The 21874-nt window shown below is 50.7% G+C and carries 19 protein-coding genes and 1 tRNA gene; 16 read left to right on the top strand and 4 right to left on the bottom strand.

Annotated features, from left to right (window positions below; all coding sequences use genetic code 11):
• Positions 1–117: 117 nt before the first annotated feature.
• The 4 genes from IMCC21906_RS12025 (at position 118) to IMCC21906_RS12010 (ending at position 3149) form a co-directional block, all read left to right on the top strand.
• Positions 118–1206, top strand: coding sequence for a peptidoglycan-binding protein (locus tag IMCC21906_RS12025; protein ID WP_156166044.1), 1089 nt, complete (start codon positions 118–120; stop codon positions 1204–1206).
• A gap of 98 nt (positions 1207–1304) precedes the next feature.
• The gene (locus IMCC21906_RS12020) at positions 1305–1898 is read left to right on the top strand and encodes a uracil-DNA glycosylase family protein (RefSeq protein ID WP_047012373.1); all 594 of its coding nucleotides are present in this window, start codon (positions 1305–1307) and stop codon (positions 1896–1898) included.
• Complete coding sequence (locus tag IMCC21906_RS12015) at positions 1895–2491, top strand: NUDIX hydrolase (protein ID WP_047012372.1); 597 nt, start codon at positions 1895–1897, stop codon at positions 2489–2491. The genes IMCC21906_RS12020 and IMCC21906_RS12015 overlap by 4 nt, the downstream gene beginning before the upstream one ends.
• Before the next feature lie 64 nt (positions 2492–2555).
• Complete coding sequence (locus IMCC21906_RS12010) at positions 2556–3149, top strand: DUF1134 domain-containing protein (protein ID WP_047012371.1); 594 nt, start codon at positions 2556–2558, stop codon at positions 3147–3149.
• A gap of 88 nt (positions 3150–3237) precedes the next feature.
• On the opposite strand, the gene IMCC21906_RS12005 is transcribed toward IMCC21906_RS12010, so the two are convergent.
• Positions 3238–4467 (bottom strand): alpha/beta hydrolase fold domain-containing protein, encoded by a 1230-nt coding sequence (locus IMCC21906_RS12005; RefSeq protein ID WP_052763514.1) that lies wholly within the window; start codon positions 4465–4467, stop codon positions 3238–3240.
• 38 nt (positions 4468–4505) lie between these two features.
• Entirely contained in the window at positions 4506–5012 is a 507-nt protein-coding gene (greB, locus tag IMCC21906_RS12000) for a transcription elongation factor GreB (RefSeq protein ID WP_047012370.1), read from the bottom strand.
• A 65-nt stretch (positions 5013–5077) separates the two neighbouring features.
• Here greB and IMCC21906_RS11995 point away from each other — a divergent pair, with 65 nt between their 5' ends.
• The 11 genes from IMCC21906_RS11995 to IMCC21906_RS11945 all read left to right on the top strand — a co-directional run bounded on the left by IMCC21906_RS11995 (position 5078) and on the right by IMCC21906_RS11945 (position 18726).
• Positions 5078–5905, top strand: a complete 828-nt coding sequence (locus IMCC21906_RS11995; protein ID WP_047012369.1) for a M23 family metallopeptidase — start codon at positions 5078–5080, stop codon at positions 5903–5905.
• Positions 5906–5963: 58 nt separating this feature from the next.
• Positions 5964–6149: a Trm112 family protein gene (locus IMCC21906_RS11990; RefSeq protein WP_047012368.1), complete on the top strand. Its 186-nt coding sequence runs from the start codon at positions 5964–5966 to the stop codon at positions 6147–6149.
• Between the two features lie 173 nt (positions 6150–6322).
• Entirely contained in the window at positions 6323–8944 is a 2622-nt protein-coding gene (gene alaS / locus IMCC21906_RS11985; RefSeq protein ID WP_047012367.1) for an alanine--tRNA ligase, read from the top strand.
• A 124-nt stretch (positions 8945–9068) separates the two neighbouring features.
• Entirely contained in the window at positions 9069–10283 is a 1215-nt protein-coding gene (locus tag IMCC21906_RS11980; RefSeq protein ID WP_047012366.1) for an aspartate kinase, read from the top strand.
• A gap of 82 nt (positions 10284–10365) precedes the next feature.
• Entirely contained in the window at positions 10366–10548 is a 183-nt protein-coding gene (gene csrA, locus IMCC21906_RS11975; protein WP_047012365.1) for a carbon storage regulator CsrA, read from the top strand.
• Positions 10549–10762: 214 nt separating this feature from the next.
• Positions 10763–10855 (top strand) — tRNA-Ser (locus IMCC21906_RS11970).
• A 248-nt stretch (positions 10856–11103) separates the two neighbouring features.
• Positions 11104–13548, top strand: coding sequence for an EcoAI/FtnUII family type I restriction enzme subunit R (gene hsdR / locus IMCC21906_RS11965; protein WP_047012364.1), 2445 nt, complete (start codon positions 11104–11106; stop codon positions 13546–13548).
• A gap of 61 nt (positions 13549–13609) precedes the next feature.
• Entirely contained in the window at positions 13610–15067 is a 1458-nt protein-coding gene (locus IMCC21906_RS11960) for a class I SAM-dependent DNA methyltransferase (protein ID WP_047012363.1), read from the top strand.
• Positions 15068–15107: 40 nt separating this feature from the next.
• The gene (locus IMCC21906_RS11955; RefSeq protein WP_047012362.1) at positions 15108–16898 is read left to right on the top strand and encodes a restriction endonuclease subunit S; all 1791 of its coding nucleotides are present in this window, start codon (positions 15108–15110) and stop codon (positions 16896–16898) included.
• Positions 16899–16910: 12 nt separating this feature from the next.
• On the top strand, positions 16911–17579 hold the full coding sequence (locus IMCC21906_RS11950) for a DUF4433 domain-containing protein (RefSeq protein ID WP_047012361.1): 669 nt from the start codon (positions 16911–16913) through the stop codon (positions 17577–17579).
• A gap of 100 nt (positions 17580–17679) precedes the next feature.
• Positions 17680–18726 carry a macro domain-containing protein gene (locus tag IMCC21906_RS11945; protein WP_047012360.1) on the top strand — a complete coding sequence of 349 codons (1047 nt, stop codon included), beginning with the start codon at positions 17680–17682 and terminating at the stop codon, positions 18724–18726.
• 356 nt (positions 18727–19082) lie between these two features.
• Here IMCC21906_RS11945 and IMCC21906_RS11940 read toward each other — a convergent pair whose 3' ends face one another.
• The gene (locus IMCC21906_RS11940) at positions 19083–19562 is read right to left on the bottom strand and encodes a hypothetical protein (RefSeq protein ID WP_047012359.1); all 480 of its coding nucleotides are present in this window, start codon (positions 19560–19562) and stop codon (positions 19083–19085) included.
• The gene (locus IMCC21906_RS16385) at positions 19556–20992 is read right to left on the bottom strand and encodes a DUF3987 domain-containing protein (RefSeq protein WP_082117468.1); all 1437 of its coding nucleotides are present in this window, start codon (positions 20990–20992) and stop codon (positions 19556–19558) included. Before IMCC21906_RS16385 ends, IMCC21906_RS11940 begins: the two co-directional genes overlap by 7 nt.
• A 349-nt stretch (positions 20993–21341) precedes the next feature.
• Between IMCC21906_RS16385 and IMCC21906_RS16865 the strand changes: the two genes are divergently transcribed.
• Positions 21342–21482: a hypothetical protein gene (locus tag IMCC21906_RS16865; protein ID WP_156166042.1), complete on the top strand. Its 141-nt coding sequence runs from the start codon at positions 21342–21344 to the stop codon at positions 21480–21482.
• Positions 21483–21874: the final 392 nt, after the last annotated feature.

The following is a 21874-nucleotide window of genomic DNA, read 5'->3' as shown; positions in this document are numbered from 1 at the left end:
AAATAACAATTACTTAATACTGATAAGTACGCCAAAAATAGTCGCGTTAAATGATAGAAAACGCCGCCCCTAACAACTATATTTAGACGGCATTTTTTTGTTAACAGGGGCTGTGCGTTGCGACTAGGTAAGACGATTTTGGTATTGGCGATTGTTGGGAGTTTGATGGCTTGTCAGTTGCCATCGACACAGCGGAATCATATTGCTGCCGTGCCGCCGGTTTATACCCAAAGTGACGAACGCATTAATGATTTGGAAGGGGCGCTGGCTGATGCCCTTATTCAAATTGAGAAGCTGCGTGCAGAACAAGCCGATACCCAGCCGTTGTCTAATATGCCTCCCAACGCGAAAAGTGGTAGTTGTTACGCCAAAATGCTGGTGCCCGCACAGTATGTAGAGCGCAGTGAACGTCGGATTGTAAAAGAAGCCCAAGAACAAGTAGACATGCTGCCAGCAAAAATGGCATGGGTAGAAGAGCAAGTGATGGTCAGCGAGGAGCATATACAGCTAAAAGTGGTGCCAGCAACCTATAAATGGGTGGAGGAGCGAACGGAGGTGTTGCCCCAACGGCGAAAACAGGTGCTGGTGGCACCGGCGACATATAAAACCGTCGTCGAACAGGTGCTGGAGGTTCCCGAGCAACAAGTTTGGCGTGCTGGTCGAGGTGCTAAAGAACGGGTTGATGAAGAAACCGGCGAAATTTTGCACCTGGAGACGACCCCTGCAAAATACCGAAACATCAGCAAACAGGTGTTGGTCGCGTCGGCAAAATACCGTACCGAAGTTATTCCAGCCGTGTTCGAAACGCTTTCTAAGCGCGTGGTGGATATTCCTGAACACACGGTGGAAATTGTCCACCCTGCTACCTATAAAACAGTTCGGGTAAGACGCATCGTCGAGCCTGAACGCCAAGTCAGGCGTGTTGTCCCCCCTGAGTACCAAACCTTTCAGTATCGAGAGAAAGTGGCCGATGCCAAATTGGATTGGCGAGAAATTCTTTGTAAACCCGCTTTTACCACTGCTCAAGTGAGCCGTTTGCAAAAAGCCTTGAAGGCAGCAGGTTACGACCCGGGTTACGCCGACGGTAAGATGGGCAAGCGTACCGAAGAGGCGGTAGCTGAATATCAGCAGGCAAAGGGGCTGGCTAAAGGGCGGGTTTCTATTGAGACCTTCGATGCATTGGGTTTGTCCGTTCTTAGCGAATAAGTGTGGCTAGGTTTTTGATGGTGTTTTTTTGCCGTTGTCTATTGTGGATATATCGCTAGCTGCTTGCTGAGGGCAGCTTTCCTGCGCACAATGCGGGCATGAGTGCATTGCCAAACATCTTGTCTGATATCCGAGCTTGCCAACACTGCGCGGCGCATTTGCCGCTGGGACCGCGGCCAGTTGTGGTGGCGGAGCCGCGGGCAAAAATAGTATTGATTGGCCAAGCGCCAGGCACGCGTGTTCACAAAACCGGGATTCCCTGGAATGATCCCTCTGGCGATCGGCTTCGGCAGTGGCTGCAGATGGACCGGACGCAATTTTATTCTGATCCTCGTCTTGCCATTATGCCGATGGGTTTTTGCTACCCCGGCAAAGGCAAATCTGGCGATTTGCCGCCGCGGCCGGAGTGCGCGCCCAAATGGCATGACTTGCTATTGAAGCATCTACCCCATGTCAAGTTAGTGCTGCTAATTGGCCAGTATGCGCAACGGTATTATTTGCCGACGTCCCTGCAAAAAGCGCACCCCACGCTGACGGCTAGAGTGAAGAACCACGATGGCAGCGGGCTATTTTTTCCGCTACCCCATCCGTCACCTCGTAATCAAATTTGGCTGAAAAAGAATCCTTGGTTTAATGACGATACGCTGTCTAAGCTTCGGGAGCGGGTGACGGCGTGCCTGGAGGCAGCATGAGCAAAGACATCGGCCCTTGGCGCCGTTTAAGTAACAAAACAGTGTACGAGAATCCGTGGATACGGGTTGAGCATCATGAGGTTATTACGCCCGGTGGCACCGAGGGAATCTACGGTAAAGTTTGCTTTCAGAGCAAGGCAGTAGGGGTATTGCCGCTGGACGAAGAGGGCTATACCTACTTGGTAAAGCAGTTTCGTTACCCGCTTGAAGTTGAGAGCTGGGAGATTCCGGAAGGAGGCTGCCCCCTTGATGCATCGGCGGTGGCAACGGCCCGAAAAGAACTTGCCGAAGAGACGGGGCTGCGAGCCCAGCGCTGTTTTAAACTGATGGACATGCATTTATCAAATTCAGTATGCGATGAGTCTGCGGAGGTGTTTTTGGCTTTGGATTTGACCCAAGGAGAGGCTGATCTAGAACCCACCGAAGACATTGAAGTTCAGCGACTGGCATTGCATGAAGCAATAGCGATGGCTATGGATGGTCGGATCACCGATGCGATTAGTGTGGCGGCGTTGTTAAAATTACGGATTTTGTTGTCAGAGTGCGGAGGTGATATGACTAAATTGCTATCGACGCTTGCAGAGGTTGCTTAGTCGCGCTTTACTTAAAAGCACTCAACTTTCAGGGGCATAAACTATGACCAAAGGGAAAATAACAATGATTCGCTCATCTTTATTGGCGATGGTGTTAACGCTGTTTACTGGCCTGGCTGCGGCCCAGCAACCCGCTGCGACCGAAGAGGAAACAAACACCGCCACCAAAACTAATAATGGCTTTAGCCAAGAGGAAGTGCTTGAAAAAGCCAATGCCTTTTTTGGTGAAACCACCGAAGGTCTGGCAAAAGCGGTAGAGAAAGTGTTTGAAGATCAAGGCAGCCCCAATGCCATTATTGCTGGAGAAGAAATTTCTGCGGCGATATCGGTTGGGGTTCGTTACGGTAAGGGCGAGCTGCAAACGGTGGCAGGTGAAACCCAAAAAGTGTTTTGGCAAGGGCCGTCGGTAGGCTTTGATTTGGGCGCCAATGCCTCCAAGGTGTTCACGCTGGTATATAAGCTTGATGACGCAGAGCAGTTGTTCCAGCGCTTCCCCGGTGTTGAAGGCAGCGTTTACGTGGTAGCTGGCGTGGGCGTCAATTACCAACGTAGTGGCGAGGTAACGCTAGCACCGATTCGTACGGGAGTGGGCCTGCGTGGTGGTGCCAATGTGGGATACACCCATTACACTAAAAAGAAATCTTGGATTCCGTTTTAGGTCGTTCTTAAGCTGATTACAACCGTCTAAAAATGAGTTTGTAACGTAAACCACCGCCCTGCTGTATGTCAGTAGGGCGGTGTTGGTTTTATCCTTCCTGATAGCGCCGGTGCATTTCGCAAAGATAAATACAGAGCGTGTTTGCCACAATTTGTGTGCGCAGTGATACCGGGATGTCAAAGGCATGCTGGGCATCGGGCAGTTCGGCGTAAGCAACAGGCTGTTTTGATTTCTCCCTGAGTATTTCATAAAGATTTTGAGACTCAGTGCAGGGCACCAGCGAGTCGCACTCACCATGAATGATCAAGAATGGCGGCGCGTCTTCGCTTGCCCACGATGCCGGGCAGCCCGCTTTCCACAGCTCAGGTGCTTCGGCTAAGGTCTTTTTAAAGACTCGATACAGCACCCAGTTTTGTATCCGCTGGTGCCCGCGCTGCTCTTCATTGAGAAAATCATAGAAGCCATAAAATGGTACGCAACCTTGGACGCGGGTATCCGCTTCTTCAAAGCCGGGTTGGAAGTCAGGGGTGTTCGCGCTCAAGGCCAAAAGGCTGCTTAGGTGGCCACCGGCTGAGCCACCGGTGGCGATAATAAAATCGGGGTCACCACCGTAGTCGGCAATATGTTCTTTTACCCAGCGCAAGGCGCGTTTGCAGTCAATAATATGGTCTGGAAACGTCGCACTGGGGCTGAGCCGGTATTGTGCAGCGACACAGATCCAGCCATTTTCCGCGAGCTGCGACATTAATGGTTGCGCTTGTTGCTCCTTGCTGCCGAATTTCTCCATCCACGCGCCGCCATGAATTTGTAATAACACGGGCGCGTTTTTTGGCTTTGCTTGAGGGCTGTATATATCAACGTGCAGTGGTCGACCATTTTCACGGTGGTATTCAATATTGCGAAAAGACGTGGTTCCCGGCGCTTTGAAGTTAAAGGGATTGAGCAGCCGCTTAAAGTCGGGCTCGTGGCAAACTATACCGTCGGTGGGCAGGGGGGCATCGGCGGGCAAGTCTAATGCGTAGCGAACGGCTTGCTCCATAACCGGTTCAGTGCGCCGAGCACGAAAGTAAAATAATCCAATGGCCAGCCAGCTGGCCATGGCGATGGCTAACCCCAAGGCGTCGCCGATGCCGCTAAGTTCGTTAAAGCTGATGACTAACAGAGTGAGTAGAATTTCTAAGGCGACAAGATGGAGACCGATTTCGCCAAAAAGCATCCCGAAGATAAAACTCATGACCGCAAGCGCTTCTGGTCTTTGCTTGTGAGGACGGTAGAGGTTCCATGCGGTCCACGCCCAAATGAGTGAGAGCAAAAACATTGTCGAGATAACTCCTTTACATTATTGATTAACGCCTGCTAGAGCGGTTCATAGTCAATGGCGGCGATATAGTAAACCTGTTCTCCGGTAGGGCTTGCAACGACGAATTCGTCATTTAACCGTTTTCCGAGCATGGCTCGGGCAAATGGCGAGTCCATCGACAGGTGGTTTTTACTGAGGTCAAACTCATCTGGACCCACGATACGATAGCGTTGCTGCTCACCATCGTCATCTTTTTCGACGGTGACCCAGGCGCCAAAAAAGACCCGTTGCCGGTCGCTAGGGAGCTCAGCGACAACAGTGAGATTTTCTAGGCGTTTGGTTAAAAATCGAACTCGGCTATCTATTTCTCGCAGCCGACGTTTACCATAAATGTAGTCACCATTTTCTGAGCGGTCGCCATTTTTGGCGGCCTCGTGTACCACCGCAGTGACTTGGGGGCGCTCTACTTTCCAGAGCTCTCTAAGCTCTGTTCGGAGCGCTCGTTCACCTTGGGGGGTGATGTAGTTGGAGCCTTGTGGGCGAGGTGGTCGGTATCTCGACATATGCTGTTTTCGTTGTTATTAAAAGAGTATGGTATTGCAGCTGGCAATGGAGAATAAATATCCCAATGAAAAATTATATCGCAATTATGTTGTTTGCCCTTTCACCGTCGGTTTTTGCTGAGATTGAATTGCATGGCCAGTTGATTCAGGGCGCAATGGTATGGGGTGAAGTCGCGCCGGAAACCCGTGTTTTTGTGGGTGACGAAAGCGTTAAAGTTGCAGATAACGGCTTGTTTGCCTTTGGTTTTGATAGAGACGCGCCTGAAAAAGTAACGCTCAAACTTTGTGCCGCGGATGATCAGTGCGAAGCAAAGGTGCTGGATGTTGAGCAGCGTCAATACAATATTCAGCGTATAGAAGGCGTACCTCAAAAAACCGTTACCCCGCCGGCGTCAGTGCTGGATCGTATTAGAAAAGAAGCGGCGTTAGTCCGGGGCGCACGAGCAGAATTTTTATATCGACAAGATTTTGCCCAATCGTTTATCTGGCCGTTACAGGGGCCAATAACCGGTGTGTTCGGCAGCCAGCGTGTTTATAATGGCAGCCCCGGACGACCTCACTACGGGGTGGATGTGGCCGGACCGGTTGGCGCTGAAGTGGTTGCCCCGGCTGCTGGCGTTGTCACCTTGGCGTATGACGATATGTTTTACTCTGGCGGTACGCTGATTATTGATCATGGCCAGGGTATTTCTTCAACGTTTATCCATCTCAGTAAGATTTTGGTTAAAGAAGGCCAAAATATTGAACAGGGGCAGCCCATTGCCGAAGTGGGTGCAACAGGTCGAGCCACTGGTCCACACCTTGATTGGCGAATGAATTGGTTTGGTAAACGTTTGGACCCCGAGCTGTTAGTTGGTGATATGCCAACGCGTTCGCCGGACAAAGGCCAATAAGCCAAGCGATAAATTAAGGCGTACCAAAACCAAAAGAATTGATACGAGTGATGTGTAAATGATAGACAAAAAACTGTTGGAAATACTGGTTTGCCCGGTCAGCAAGGCACCGTTGGAGTTTGATAAAGAGCGCAATGAGTTAATTTGCCGAGCTAGCGCGTTGGCGTATCCTGTGCGCGACGGCATTCCCGTCATGCTGGAATCTGAGGCTCGCCCCCTTAATACTGAAGAAAAGCTGAGCTAAACTCGGCGCAGTTGGCGGCTTTCCAACGTTGTGGCAGGATACAATATCCCTCCATTTCTATATACTTACCGACTTTTCCGCCAGCTCACATGGGCTGGCGGTTGCTATTTATATCTACAAATTATCGCTATCTCCTCTGGGGAGGATAGCGACGAGACTGAGAGACCTGAACCATGAAAAGTGCTGCCATTCGTGATGCCTTTATTCGCTATTTTGAGAGTAATGGTCACACCGCAGTTGCGAGCAGCTCGCTGGTACCTGGCGATGACCCTACATTGTTATTTACCAATGCGGGAATGGTGCAGTTTAAAGACGCCTTCCTGGGCCGAGAGCAGCGTCCGTATGTCAGAGCGGTTAGCTCCCAGCGCTGTGTTCGCGCTGGAGGCAAGCATAACGACTTGGAAAATGTCGGCTATACCGCCCGTCATCACACCTTTTTTGAGATGCTGGGTAATTTCAGTTTTGGTGATTATTTCAAGCGTGATGCCATCAAGTTTGCTTGGCATTTTTTGACTTCACCAGAGTGGCTGGGCATTGATCAAGACAAGCTGTGGGTTACGGTTTATGCCGATGATGACGAAGCCTATGCCATTTGGACCCAGGAAATGGGTGTGCCCGAAGCCCGTATGGTTCGCATTGGGGACAACAAAGGCGAAAAATACGCCTCGGATAATTTCTGGTCTATGGGCGACACCGGCCCTTGTGGTCCTTGTACCGAGATTTTTTATGACCACGGCCCCGACGTGGCCGGTGGTCCTCCGGGCAGCCCAGAAGAAGATGGCGATCGCTATATCGAAATCTGGAACAACGTTTTTATGCAATTTAACCGGGGCGCGGATGGCTCCATGACGCCACTGCCAGCGCCGTCGGTAGACACCGGAATGGGATTGGAGCGTATTGCCGCCGTGTTGCAGGGTGTGCACAGCAACTATGAGATTGACCTGTTCCAGAATCTGATAGATGCCACTGCAGCGGTTTTAAAGGTAGAAGACAAAACCCACACCTCGTTGCGGGTGATTGCTGACCATATTCGCTCCTGTGCGTTTTTGATCGCTGATGGCGTGATGCCCTCTAACGAAGGGCGGGGCTATGTTCTACGTCGCATCATTCGTCGGGCCGCTCGTCACGGTAATAAGCTAGGTGCCCAACAAGCCTTTTTTCATCAGCTGGTTGCGCCCTTGGCCACCGAAATGGGGGATGCTTATCCCGAGCTGCATGAGCGCGGCGAGCAAATTGCCAAGGTGTTATTGCTGGAAGAAGAGCAGTTTGCAAAAACCTTGGATCAAGGGATGAAAATCCTAGAACAAGATTTGCAAAGTTTAAACGGCAAAGAAATTCCTGGTGAAACGGTTTTCCGTCTTTACGACACCTACGGTTTTCCGGTGGACCTCACCGCAGATATTGCCCGAGAACAGGATTTGACTCTGGACATGCCGGGCTTTGAAGCGGCAATGGAAGCCCAGCGTCAGCGGGCGCGCTCGGCATCTAATTTTAAAATGGATATGGGTGCTCAGCTGGATCTTGCCGGTGAAACGGAATTTACGGGATATCACGATTTAGCGGGTGACGCGCAGCTGATAGCGCTGATAAAAGATGGCCAGCTAGTGAATGCGTTGGGAGAGGGCGACGAAGGCGCCTTGGTTTTAGATCGCACCCCGTTTTATGCAGAGTCGGGTGGCCAGGTCGGCGACGCCGGTGTCATTACAGGTGATGATTTCCGTTTTGAAGTGCGCGATACCCAAAAAGCGGGCAAGCACCATATTCATTACGGTGTGCTCAGTCGCGGCACCGCTGCTAAATCCGCATCGGTTAAAGCAGAAGTGGATAACCGCATTCGTGGTGCAACGGTTTTAAATCACTCCGCTACCCATCTTCTGCATGCGGCATTGCGTCAGGTTTTGGGGGAGCATGTTAATCAAAAAGGCTCCCTGGTTGACTCCCAGCGACTGCGTTTTGACTTCTCTCACTTTGAAGCGATCAGCAAAGACCAGCTGGCAGAGATAGAGGGCTTAGTCAATACTGAAATCCGTCGCAACACCCCGGTTGAAGTCCAAGAAATGGATATCGACAGCGCCAAAGAGCGTGGCGCCATGATGTTGTTTGGTGAAAAGTATGGCGACGAAGTTAGGGTGCTAAGCATGGGTGGCGACTTCTCTGTTGAGCTCTGTGGTGGCACCCATGTGACTCGCACCGGCGATATTGGCATGATGCGAATCGTTAGCGAGGCGGGGATTGCTGCGGGCATTCGTCGAATAGAAGCGGTCACCGGCGGGGCGGCTCTTGAGGTTTTTGATCGTGCCGATAGCGATCTTGTCGCTTTGTCTGGCTTGCTCAAAACGGGCCGTGACAAATTGGTAACGAAAGTTGAGCAGCTATTGGCCCAGCAAAAGCAACTTGAGAAAGAACTGACTGCAGCCAAGTCTAAGTTAGCCAGTTCAGCTGGTGATGACCTGTTATCCAAAGTTGAAGAGTTTGCCGGTGTGAAATTGCTGGCGGCTCAGCTCGACGGCGCCGATGCTAAAACCCTGCGAGACACCATGGACCAGCTTAAAAATAAGTTGGGTTCTGGGGTGGTTTTGTTGGCAGCAGCTGACGGTGATAAAGTCGCCTTGGCAGCGGGGGTAACCAAAGACCTGACAAGCCGCTTTAAAGCGGGAGAGCTGATGAAACGGGCCGCCGAATCAGTCGGTGGTAAAGGCGGTGGTCGACCGGATATGGCTCAAGGTGGTGGCAGTGATGTCGCAGCTATTCCGCAAGCCTTACAGGTAGCGAAAGACTATGTGAGTGCGGGATGAGGGCTGGCAATTGCTGGCTACTACGTAAATCACGTATGGCGCAAAAGAGGTCGTTTCCTTTACTGTTTATCTGGTGTTTAATGGGCCCCCTCCAGCGCAGGGTGCGCATTAGTAGATTGTTAACATGAGTCTGATTGTTCAAAAATTTGGTGGTACCTCGGTCGGTACGGTTGAGCGTATCAAAGCTGTGGCTAAAAAAGTGGCAGGTTTCCGCGATCAAGGGCACGACATTATTGTTGTCGTGTCGGCAATGAGCGGAGAGACCAACCGCTTGATCGAATTGGCCAAGGCCATGCAAGGGAACCCGACACCAAGGGAACTGGATGTGCTCGTCTCTACCGGCGAACAAGTCACCATTTCTTTGCTGTGTATGGCTCTACATGACCTTGGTTATGGTGCTAAGTCTTATACTGGCAGCCAGGTCCGCATCCTTACCGATGAGGCCCATACCAAAGCGCGTATAAAAGATATAGACGACCAGAAAATTCGGTCGGATTTATCCGCGGGAAATGTCGTCGTTGTGGCGGGCTTTCAAGGCGTGGATGAAGCGGGCAATATTACCACCTTGGGTAGAGGTGGCTCCGACACCACGGGTGTGGCGTTGGCGGCAGCCTTAAAGGCTGATGAGTGCCAGATTTATACAGATGTGGACGGTGTGTATACCACTGACCCGAGAGTTGTAAGCTCGGCCAGAAGGCTGGAACGGATTACTTTTGAAGAAATGCTGGAAATGGCCAGCTTAGGTTCAAAAGTGTTACAAATTCGCGCGGTGGAGTTTGCCGGAAAGTACAATGTCCCGTTACGGGTATTGCACGCCTTCCAAGACGGCCCCGGCACCTTGATTAGCTTAGAGGAACCAGACGATATGGAAAACCCGGCAATTTCGGGTATCGCTTTCACCCGCGATGAAGCAAAAATCACAGTGCTTGGCGTGCCAGATACCCCAGGCTTGGCCTATCAGATCTTAGGGCCGGTTAGTGATGCGAATATTGAAGTCGACGTTATTGTTCAAAACGTCGCAGAAGACAATACGACTGACTTGACCTTTACAGTGAGTCGGGGCGACATGGGCAAAGCCGAAGCAATTGTACGAACTTTAGTGCAACAAACTGGCGCTCGTGAAGTCAAAACCGATGATAAAATTGCAAAAGTCTCTCTGGTGGGAGTGGGAATGCGTTCCCATGCTGGCATTGCCAGCAAAATGTTCAAGGCCTTGGCTGACGAATCCATTAATATTCAGCTAATAACCACGTCAGAAATAAAAATTTCTGTCGTGATCGATGAGAAGTATTTGGAGCTTGCGGTTAGATCATTACATTCAGCCTTTGATCTGGATTGATAGTGTAATACGTAAGCAAGGCAGGACCATTGGAAGGGACGCCAGAGGTAATGGATTAGGGCTCTAAAAAGGAGAAGCCACTATGTTAATTCTAACGCGTCGTATCGGTGAAACACTGATGGTTGGTGATGAAGTCACCGTTACTGTTCTTGGTGTTAAAGGAAACCAAGTTCGGCTTGGGGTGAATGCGCCCAAGCATGTTGCAGTTCACCGCGAGGAAATTTACGATCGCATTCAAAGTGAGAAGACCGGGGAAAAGGAATAGCAAAAAAGCCGTCCTAGGTCTTTGCATATCCGCTCAGTGTGGTATCATGCCGCCCGTTTCGTAAGACGCGTACAGAGATAAGTGTTTGTCTTTGTTCAAAAAGCCGTCGTTTGACTTGCTTTTTGAACGTCATAAAACTTATCATCACGCCGCGTTTTAAGCATCCTCTTTTATATTGCTTGGCATGAAAAAGTGATGCTTAAAAAGAAGTTTTGGAGAGGTGGCCGAGTGGCTGAAGGCGCTCCCCTGCTAAGGGAGTATGGGGTTTATAGCCTCATCGAGGGTTCGAATCCCTCCTTCTCCGCCATAATCAATAACAAAGCCCGCTATATGCGGGCTTTGTTTTATCTGGAATATGGGCGAGTACGGTAACTGTACGGAAATTTACTCTGATTCAGTCTTCTTGATTCTCGCGTGATTTATTACGCCGCCCCACGCTCTCGCACCCTGCATTTAACCTGTCCAAATTAAATGTATTTGGCTTTCACTGGTATATTATGTGCCAAACACCCAATAGGTAACGTAAAGGCAGCACACAACTTCAACAGGCTCGGTATGGATAAAAAGAAGCTCAGTGAAACGGACATCATTACTAAGTACATTTTGCCGGCGGTAGAGGGGGCGGGGTGGGACAAAATGACTCAGGTTCGCCAAGAAGTGAAGCTGCGTGATGGCAAAGTAATTGTGCGCGGCCAAATGGGTATGCGTAAAACCGTTAAATCGGCGGATATTGTACTGGATTACAAGCCCAACCTGCCCTTGGCGGTGATTGAGGCCAAAGCCAATAAGCACGAGGTCGGCAAAGGCATGCAGCAGGGGCTGGATTACGCCCGCCTACTGGACGTTCCTTTTGTGTTTGCCAGCAATGGCGATGGTTTTATCTTTCACGATAAAACCAACCCCGCGCAACTTGAATCCGAAATCAGCCTGCAAGATTTTCCTAGCCCCAAGACCCTCTGGCAAAAGTACTGCGCCTACAAAGGTTATACCGAGGCCCAGCTGCCGATTATTCAGCAGCCCTACCATGACGACGGTAGCGGCAAGACGCCGCGCTACTATCAGCTACAAGCCATTAACAAATCCATTGAAGCCGTCAGTAGCGGCCAAGACCGTATTTTGCTGGTAATGGCCACCGGCACCGGCAAAACCTATACCGCCTTTCAAATCATCTGGCGTTTATGGAAGGCACGGCAGAAAAAGCGCATCTTGTTTTTGGCCGACCGCAACGTATTGGTGGATCAAACTCGCATTAACGACTTTCAGCCCTTCGGCGAGGCGATGACCAAAATCACCAAGCGCACGGTAGACCCAGCCTACGAAATTCACCTGGCCCTCTACCAAGCCCTAACCGGCCCCGAAGAACACCAAAAAGCCTACAAGCAAGTGGACCCGGACTTTTTCGATCTTATCGTAATCGACGAGTGCCACCGTGGCTCCGCCGCCGAAGACAGCGCTTGGCGCGAAATCTTGGAATACTTTAGCGGCGCTACCCAAATCGGTTTGACGGCCACGCCCAAAGAAACCGAGGAAGTCTCTAACACCGACTACTTTGGCGAGCCGGTGTACACCTACTCGCTTAAAGAAGGCATTGAAGACGGCTTTCTCGCCCCCTACAAAGTCGTGCGCGTGGATATAGACATCGACGTAGAAGGCTGGCGCCCCACCAAAGGCCAAACCGACAAACAAGGCGAGGTGATTAAAGACCGCGTCTACAACCAAAAAGACTTTGACCGCACCATGGTCATTGACGAGCGCACCGAGCTGGTAGCCGAAACCATCACCAATTACCTCAAGCGAACCGACCCGATGGCCAAAACCATCGTCTTTTGTAACGACATTGACCACGCCGAGCGTATGCGCCGGGCTCTGGTGAATCTAAATCCCGAGCAAGTTGCCAAAGACGATAAGTACGTGATGAAGATCACCGGTGACGATGCCATCGGCAAAGCTCAGCTGGATAACTTTATTAACCCCAAAAAACCCTACCCAGTTATTGCCACCACCTCGGAGTTAATGACCACCGGCGTCGATGCTAAAACCTGTAAGTTGGTGGTGCTGGATCAAAACATCCAATCCATGACCAAGTTTAAGCAGATCATTGGTCGTGGCACCCGCATAGACGACCGCTACAACAAACTCTGGTTTACCATCCTCGACTTTAAAAAAGCCACCGAGCTATTTGCCGACGAGCGTTTTGACGGCGTGCCCGAGAAAATTCTGGTGATAAGCCCCGCCGAGATTAACGACCCAGAAAACACTGAAATAGAAGACGCCCTAAACGACCCCACTAACCTCAATGAGGATGATTACCCGGAGGGCGATACCGAAAACACTGGCGAAATAAGTGAAGGCGAGTGGCCCGGGTACAGCGTTGATACGCCTTTTGACGATGGCCCCATGGAGGGCTGCGAAGAAAGCGAATACATCAAGTACCACGTCTCTGGCGTCACCGTTAAAAAGCTGGACGAACGCGTGCAATATTACGACGCCGACGGCAAGCTGGTCACCGAATCCTTTAAAGACTACACCCGCAAAGCCGTGCAGCAGCAGTTTGCCTCGCTGGATGAATTTATCAATAAATGGAACGCCGCCGACCGAAAACAAGCGGTCATGGACGAGCTGGCCGAACAAGGCGTCATCTGGGAAGCCCTGCGCGAGGATGTAGGCCGCGACCTGGACGCCTTTGATTTAATCTGCCACGTCGCTTTTGATCAGCCGCCGCTTACCCGGCAAGAGCGGGCAAATAACGTCAAAAAGCGAAACTATTTTGGCCAATACTCTGGCACTGCTCGCGCCGTGCTGGAGGCTTTACTGGACAAATACGCCGATGCGGGTATCCCCGAAATCGAAAGCATGAACGTGCTCAAAGTCCAGCCTATCAGCCAATACGGCTCGCCGCTTGAGATCGTCAAACAGGGTTTTGGCGGCAAACCCAAATACCAAAAGGCTGTCGCGGACCTAGAGCGCCAGCTCTATCACAAGTCCGATAAAAGCGCATAAACCCAAAACCTAAGCCTGCCGTTCGCCTTATAGCGGGCGGCAGTTATCAATAGAGAAACCTATGTCCATCAGTACCGTTATCAAATCCATCCAAGACATTATGCGCAAAGACGCCGGGGTAGACGGCGACGCCCAGCGCTTGGGCCAGCTTAGCTGGTTGCTGTTTCTTAAAATATTTGATGCCCAAGAAGAACAGTTAGAGTTAGAGCAAGACGACTACCGCGAACCCATCCCCAGCAAATACCTCTGGCGCGAATGGGCGGCGGATGAGCAGGGCATCACCGGCGATGAGTTGTTAGAGTTCGTCAACGACGATCTATTCCCTACGCTAAAAAGCTACAGCGCCAATATCAAAACCAACCCGCGCGGTTTTATCGTGCGCGAAGCCTTTAGCGATGCCTACAACTACATGAAAAACGGCACGCTCTTGCGCCAAGTCATTAATAAGCTCAACGAGGTGGATTTTACCAACTCCAACGAGCGCCACCTGTTTGGCGATATTTACGAGCAAATCCTGAAAGACTTACAAAGCGCAGGCAACGCCGGTGAGTTCTACACCCCGCGCGCCGTTACCCGCTTTATTGTCGAAATGATCGACCCGCAACTGGGCGAAGCCGTATTCGACCCGGCCTGCGGCACCGGCGGTTTCTTGGCTTGCGCCACCGACCATATTCGCACTCACTACCAAAAAACCACCCAAGACTACCAAACCCTGCAAGGCCAAATTGCCGGTGTCGAAAAAAAGCAGCTGCCGCACCTGTTGTGTACCACCAATATGCTGCTGCACGGCATCGAGGTGCCGTCCAATATTCGCCACGGCAATACGCTCAATCAGCCGCTGTCTAACTGGGATGCCGACAAAGACGTGGTGATTACCAACCCGCCCTTTGGCGGCACCGAAGAAGACGGCATCGAGAAAAACTTCCCCGCCGAGATGCAAACCCGCGAAACCGCCGATTTGTTTTTGCAGCTGATTATCGAAGTGTTGAAGGAGGGCGGCCGCGCCGCCGTGGTACTGCCCGACGGCACCTTGTTTGGCGAGGGCGTAAAAACCAAAATCAAAGAGCAACTGCTTAAAGAGTGCAACTTGCACACCCTAGTGCGCCTGCCCAACTCGGTATTCGCGCCTTACACCAGCATTAAAACCAATATTTTATTTTTTGATAAAGTCGAGCCCACCGAGCAGGTCTGGTACTACGAGCTGCCATTGCCCGAGGGCGTTAAAGCCTTTAATAAAACCAAACCCATGCAGTTGGAGCACTTTAGCGAGTGCCGTAAGTGGTGGGGCAAGCGCGAAGATGGTTTTAACACTCGCGAGGAAAACCGCTGGGCCTGGAAAGTCAGCATCGACGAGATCAAACAGCGCAATTACAACCTCGACATTAAAAACCCCCATGTCGAAGAACAAGTGGTGCACGATCCTGAGCAGCTACTGGCCCAATACGCCGAGCAACAGCAAGAGATACAGGCCCTGCGTGACCAGCTGAAAACCATTCTGGCTGAGGCACTTTCTCACTAAGCCCACGTCATTGCGAGGAGCGTCAGCGACGCGGCAATCTATGAATAAAGTAGAAAATTTAATCACCGACAATATTGACCTCTGGACGTCCAGCATCCAGAGCAAAGCCAGCACCGGCCGTGGCAGTTCTAAAAAGATTGATCTACACGGCATCAAAAAACTGCGCGAGCTGATATTAGAGTTGGCCGTGCGCGGTAAATTAGTGCCACAAGATCCGAATGATGAGCCTGCGAGTGAGTTACTAGAACATATTAACGAAGAAAAAGAGCAGCTTATAAAAGCCGGAAAGATTAAACGACCTAAAAAGCTAACGAAAATTTCAAAAGAAGAGTGCCACTTCGATTTACCTTTGGGTTGGAAGTGGGTTCGATTGGGAGAGCTTTTTAGCTCCATTATTAGTGGTGGAACGCCCAGTAAGCGGAATAGCGAATTTTGGGATGGCGATATTCCTTGGGCAAGTGTTAAAGATCTAGGAAAGTCGCGTTATATTCATGAGACTCAGGATTATATTACTGAGGCCGGACTTGAATCAGGGAGTAAGTTAGCCGACTCTGGAGATGTCTTAATCTGTACAAGAATGGGATTGGGGAAGATCGGCATCGCCGGAGTTCCTATAGCCATTAATCAAGATCTAAAAGCAGTGAAACTTCCTTCATGCATTAATATTGAATTTTTCTTGAATACCTTTGCAACTCTGAAAATCAAAGGGACTGGCACCACCGTTGCTGGAATTAAGCAAGAAGAGCTCCTTAATTATGTCATTGGACTCCCTGGCGAACACGAACAACACCGCATAGTCGCCAAAGTTGATGAGCTAATGGCCCTCTGCGACCAGCTGGAAAACCAAACCGAGCAAAGCCTAGACGCCCACGCCACCCTGGCCGATACCCTGCTGGACGCACTCACCCAGGCCAAAAGCCACACCGAGCTAATGGAAAACTGGGCAAGATTAGAGCAAAACTGGGACATCCTCTTTCCCAGCACCATCGCAGGCCTGCACGCCATCGACAAACTCAAACAAACCATCCTGCAACTCGCCGTCATGGGCAAACTCGTCAAACAAGACCCAACCGACGAGCCCGCCAGCGAACTGCTAAAACGCATCGCCGCCGAAAAAGAGCAGTTGATAAAAGATAGAAAAATCAAAAAACAAAAACCCCTGCCGCCCATCACCGACGAAGAAAAACCGTTTGAACTGCCGGAGGGGTGGGAGTGGTGTAAGTTCGATAATATCGCCAAAAATGAGAAGAATGCTCTAAAAGCAGGCCCTTTTGGGTCGGCATTGAAGAAAACGATGTATGTAGAGTCTGGATATAAAATATATGGTCAAGAGCAGGTGATTTCGAATGATGAAAATATTGGTGACTATTACATTAGTGAGGACAAATATCTGGCGTTAGAGTCATGCCGTGTTCAACCAGGAGACATATTGATCAGCTTGGTTGGGACAATAGGAAAGGTGTTGATTTTAAGTGACAGTTGTCAGCGAGGGATTATTAACCCGCGTTTGGTAAAACTGGGGTTAAACCCAGATGTATACAGGGAATACATTAGATTGGTTTTAGGTAGTCAATTGATACAAGACGAGTTATATGAGAAAAGTCATGGCTCAACTATGAACGTCCTAAATTTAGGGCTATTGAGAGACTTGGTTTTCCCTTTTCCACCCGTTGAAGAACAAAAAAGGATAGTCGCCAAAGTCGAAGAGCTCACCACCCTCTGCGACCAGCTCAAACAACGCCTACAAACCGCCCAACAAACCCAGCAACACTTTACCGATGCGGTGGTGACGGGGGCTTTAGCGGCTGACACGGAAATGTGCGAGTCCTGATTTATGTGCGCGATGCCAGTCCCTGTGCGTTTGTTTCATATCACAGCCATTGATAATTTGGCGGCGATTTTTCAGCAGCGTGCATTGGTGTCGAAAACTCGCGGCGAGGCTTTACAACTGGGTTACCACAATATCGCCCATGCTGGGGCTCAAGGTATGCGCTCGACAAGGGCGGTAGTGGATCCGCCCGGCGGCACCATTCACGACTATGTGCCGTTTTATTTTGCTCCGCGCTCGCCCATGTTAAGTGCTATACACCACGGGCAAGTGGCAGGTTGCCATTACGGCCAGGCAGATATTGTGCATTTTGAGCTGCATGTGAGGCGGGTGGTGGATGAAGGTGCCGAGTTCGTATTTTATGATCGTAATGCGACCAAGGCTTATAGCGTAGCCTATACCGACCCGTACCAGCTGAAAGACGCCATAGATTGGGACTTGCTAACAGAGCCGCCAACCCTTGATGGCTTTTGCCGATATTTTCACGATCGCCACGAGCCGGCGAAGTACCTAGACCGTCGAGAAAAGCGTCAGGCGGAGTTTTTGGTTAAAAATGCCGTGCCTATTGACTGGTTTACCCGCATTGGGCTTGCCAATGACCAAGCTGCTCAGCGCGTGCGAGACTTAGCCGGTGCGGCTGGGGTGACTTTGAGCGTACAGACAATGCCAGAATGGTATTTCTAAGCGCACAGTTATAACGCAAGTGGTACTCAAAGCATCGAGATTTCAGGGTACAATGGTCCCCTAAGTACCTGCAGGGGACTATCAAACGTAAAGGTGAAATATGGCAATAGTGACAACCAGTGGAGATCTGCTTAAGCAGCACGATGTCGATGCCATTGTTAACACCGTTAACTGCGTGGGGGTGATGGGTAAAGGCATCGCTCTGCAGTTTAAAAAGAAGTGGCCCCAAAACTTCAAAGCCTATTCTGCTGCCTGTAAAGCCGGACAAGTGAAGCCCGGCAGCATGTTTGTCTACGATTTGGGCGGTTTGGCAACGCCGCGGTTTATTATCAACTTCCCCACCAAAGCCCATTGGCGTAATGCGTCAAAGCTGGCAGATATTGAGTCAGGCCTGGCCGATTTGCTCGAGGTGGTACGCGAGCGAGGCATAGGCTCTATTGTGATGCCGCCCTTGGGTTGCGGTAACGGCGGGTTAGATTGGCGCGACGTTCGCCCGCTGATTGAGCGTTATTTTGCCGAGGTCGATATTGAGTTACGCCTATTTGAGCCCCAGGAGGGAGCGGCACCGGTAGAGCTTGAAGTGAACACCCCAGCCCCCAAAATGACCCCGGGGCGCGCAGCTATTCTGGCTTTGCTCAAAACCTACCAAGCCCTTGACTATGGGTTATCCAAAATCGAGGTGCAGAAATTAGCTTACTTTCTGCAAGAGGCCGGCCAGAGCTTGAAACTGAACTTTGTAAAAGACAAGTTTGGCCCTTACGCTGACAACCTACGCCATGCCCTCGATCGTATGGACGGACACTATCTCCACGGGGTGGGGGACGGTGTTGTTGAGTCTCAAATCACCCCGGATGATACGGCCCTAGCCGAGGCTAATCGTTACTTACAAGAAATAGACCCCGGCGTTTTAAAGCGAGTGAGTGAAGTGGCTGAGCTGATTGAGGGCTTCCAGTCACCTTTTGGCATGGAACTGCTTGCTAGTGTTCACTGGGTAGCAACACGCGAGGGTGCCACCAACGCTTATCAGGCGCTAAGCAAGGTACAAGCTTGGAACCCTCGTAAAAAACAGATAATGACGCAATCCCATGTTAATGCAGCCTGGCAGCAGTTAGAGACATTAGGCTGGATTCCAGTGAAGGGATCCTGACGCCTGAGGCGGACTTTCAGGGCCTTCGAAGCAATGGAACTGTTACGCCCCAAAAAAGAAGTGGTTTCCACGCTATTTCCGATTTTATCGGCAAGTGACTACACAGTAGTCATATCTCAGTGCTTAGGCCCCTAATAAGTGCGACCAGCGGCAGAACTTCACACGATATAGCGGATAGAATGTGGTCAATGCCCAGAATTGGACCATAGCAGCAGCTAATGAAAATGCGCCGACACGGCCCGGGCCGGGCTTGGGTATTAAATTGTCGGGTATCTTTAAGTATTCATAGTCTGGGTCATCCATGTGGCTAACATTATCATGGCGGTAAAGTTAGCTAAAGGAGTCGTCCTGCCGTCTCATATATCCTTTTTGTCGAAATACTTAGGGGGTAGTGCTTTTAAGTTTGTAGTCCTCAGCCAAGTGTTGGCGACGAACCTGCCTTTGTTTTGCTTTCTGTGCTCGGCTGGTTCTTCTGTCATGGCTTCATGCCATATCTCCCTGTAACGAGCGAGGGCTGCGTCTCGATGACTTGGATCGAACGGTAAATGGTGTCGCAGAAAGATGAGGTCGTCGTGCGTTAGCTCTAAGCCGTCGTTATTGAACGCATTGATACTAAGTTCAACAATAGCAGGGGTTGCGGAAACTGCGGATTTGCTGATTTCATCAGTATAATCCTCTGAATCTCCCATGGTTACTGAGTTTCTGTGGTTATTTCTGGTTTGCGGATAGCTGCGGATCATTGCGGGCGGTTGCGGATTTGGTGCGGCGATTGCCACCGCCGTCTGTATCGGCAACTGATTACGTATCTCCATGCCCTCGGCAATTAGATCTAGCATTGGATAATCTCCCAGTATACCTCCTTGCCACCAGTGCCAATTTGCGCATTGATATGGCCATCCATGCGAAGCCTTTGAAGTATACTTCTGGTTTTGCTGGCCTTGCGGAATGTGTTTGGTAAATACTTAAATTGAGCCGCTTCGAGTTTGCCGCCGTGTTGGATTATCCAGTCGAGTAATTCTCGCGCCTGAATGTCTTCCAAATCGTTTGCGGCGTCACCAGTGCGTGCCGCCATTGATTCCAAATAGTATGAGGTCAGCTGGCCTGCGCGCTGAATATGATTTGCTGTAATTTTCTCGTTTTCAACAAATGCCATTACCGCCGCAATTCTAGCTGCGTTTTCTGCTGCCTTTGACGCAAAAGCTTTAATATTGATGAACATGCCGCCAGGTGCCAGGTGTCGCTCTATTCCATCGTGTAAAGCCTCCCATTGCTGGTAGGCCGCGTCGGTAATTTCTAGGATGTGCAGATCCAATCCGCCGGTTTCCTCGTTGATGTTTACAGGAATTGCCAACAACTCGGCAAGTCGTGTCCAATAGGCGATAAGGGCAGGATCATCATGTGGGCCTATTGTTGCATCGCGATTGGCGAGAAAGCGCGTGCCGGCAATACTGCTTTCATGGCAGATTAGAAAGCGTGCTATAAAACCTTGGCCTAGTAATAGTGGGTCGGCTAACACTTCTTTACTAACTATCGGTTGTACCATCAGGTGAGTGGATAGGCGGCGGGCACCCATTTCGCCAGATTCGCCCTCAGCGGCTTTGCCATCAAGGGTAACCGCTCGATTATGGTAGTGGAGCATAAGGCTGGCTTGGGGTGTATTACCAAATTGATAAGCGATAATGGCTGCGCTGCCAGCGATAATAAAAATGACGAGTGCTGAGCCTATTGATGTCATTCGGGGAATAAAAATTGCGCTGAGGCGGCGTATTCCTCCCAGGGTCGCAATACTGACTACATGGATGAATGTGTAAATAATAAAAATCCAGGCAAAAACATAATGAATTTGTGAAAGCAGTAGCTGCCAGTTGCCGCCTGGACCGAGATACATCCACAGTCCCGTTGTCGCCGATCCTGTGACCAATGCCAGTCCTAGCCAGATAATTTGCCGTAATAGGTTCTCTTTTGAAAATAATGCCTGGTGAGGAATTCGGCGTAATCGTTTGGTGTGGCCGGTTAAAAAAATGTAGCCGAGATAACTGATGGTGATAAACAAAATGCTCATGCCGGTAAGGATATGCCAGTAAAACACATTGCCTTGGGGTAACCACTTGCTCAGTATTCCCGCAACGCCGCTGGTCTCGGTAGCCGCCGCAATGCGCATCCCAGTGAGAAAGGCGACGGTCAAACAGACAATAATCAGCGAGTGCAAAATAAAAATCACCGGTTTTGTTCGTGTCTGCGGAGTACGAGCGTGGTCGCTAGGCATGAGGTTGCTGGCCTTAGGGGCTACTTAAAATGGAAAAGGAAAACAGGCAAGTATATGAAGTTCAGTTTGCAGATTTGTTGCAGGGCTTCCTTGCGTTTCACGTCCGTGGTTTTATGGATACCGGCTCAAAGCTTGTCCCGGCCTACGCGCCGGGGGCCGGTATGACGAGATGGTTTGGCCAGATGAGATAGAGCTGGAAGATCATAAGGTTCCGTCATCATGAGTTAGCTGGGCGAGATGGAGCCCGACGAGATAGAGCCAGAAGGTCATATAAAGCTCCGTCATCCCGGACGCCATGGGTGTCCGAGATATGGGGGATCCGGGGTCCAGTGCCTCGGAACTGGGGTTCATGATGATGCTCATTCATGCCCGTGGTTTTCTGGATACCGGCCCAGAGCTTGTCCCGGCCTATGCGCCGGGGGCCGGTATGACGGGATGGTTTTGGCCAGGTGAGATCGAACTGGAAGATCATAAGGTTCCGTCATCATGAGTTAGCTGGGCGAGATGGAGCCCGACGAGATAGAGCCGGAAGGTCATATAAAGCTCCGTCATCCGGGACGCCATGGGTGTCCGAGATATGGGTGATCCGGGATCCAGTGTCTCGGAGCAGGGGTTCATAATGTTGCTCATTCATCCCCCTGGTTTTCTGGATACCGACTCAAAGCTTGTCCCGGCCTACGCGCCGGGGGCCGGTATGACGGGATGGTTCGGCCAGATGAGATAGAGCTGGAAGATCATAAGGTTTCGTCATCATGAGTTAGCTGGGCGAGATAGAGCCCGACGAGATAGAGCCGGAAGGTCATATAAAGCTCCGTCATCCGGGACGCCATGGGTGTCCGAGATATGGGTGATCCGGGATCCAGTGTCTCGGAACTGGGGTTC

Source organism: Spongiibacter sp. IMCC21906, from assembly GCF_001010805.1.
GTDB lineage: Bacteria > Pseudomonadota > Gammaproteobacteria > Pseudomonadales > Spongiibacteraceae > Spongiibacter.
This window is presented reverse-complemented; position numbering and strand designations above follow the sequence as displayed.